The sequence below is a fragment of the Falsihalocynthiibacter sp. S25ZX9 genome, assembly GCF_041205405.1.
GTDB classification, from domain to species: Bacteria; Pseudomonadota; Alphaproteobacteria; order Rhodobacterales; family Rhodobacteraceae; genus Falsihalocynthiibacter; species Falsihalocynthiibacter arcticus.
The window spans coordinates 1-323 of sequence record NZ_JBGFCD010000158.1 but is presented as its reverse complement, the minus strand read 5'-3'; the positions used below and the strand labels follow the sequence as shown (position 1 = coordinate 323).

The 323-nt window shown below is 56.3% G+C and carries 1 pseudogene; it reads left to right on the top strand.

Going from position 1 to position 323, the window contains the following annotated elements:
• Positions 1-323, top strand: a pseudogene (locus AB9F29_RS21700) (hypothetical protein); the annotation flags it as partial.

Genomic DNA, 323 nt, shown 5'->3' with positions numbered 1-323 from the left:
CTTCACGCTATCGCTCTGGGGGCAATCCTCAAGCGTTGATCTCGCGCGTTTGATCGTCGCAATCCCCGTTGAGACCCTCCCAGTCTTGCAAGAGTTGACCATGTCGCTTTTGCTGGCCGAATTGGACCCGACGTTTGATGCCACGAACAAGGATGTGTTGTTTCAAACGCGGATCGATAAATTGCTTGATATCGGTGCGCTTGAGCAGGCCGCCGCGCTTCTGGACCGCGCGAACGTGCGTACACCAGCCCTCTTTAGTCGCAGCTTTGACATCGCCATCCTCACCGAGAACGAAGACGCGGCCTGTGACGCGCTCAATCAAG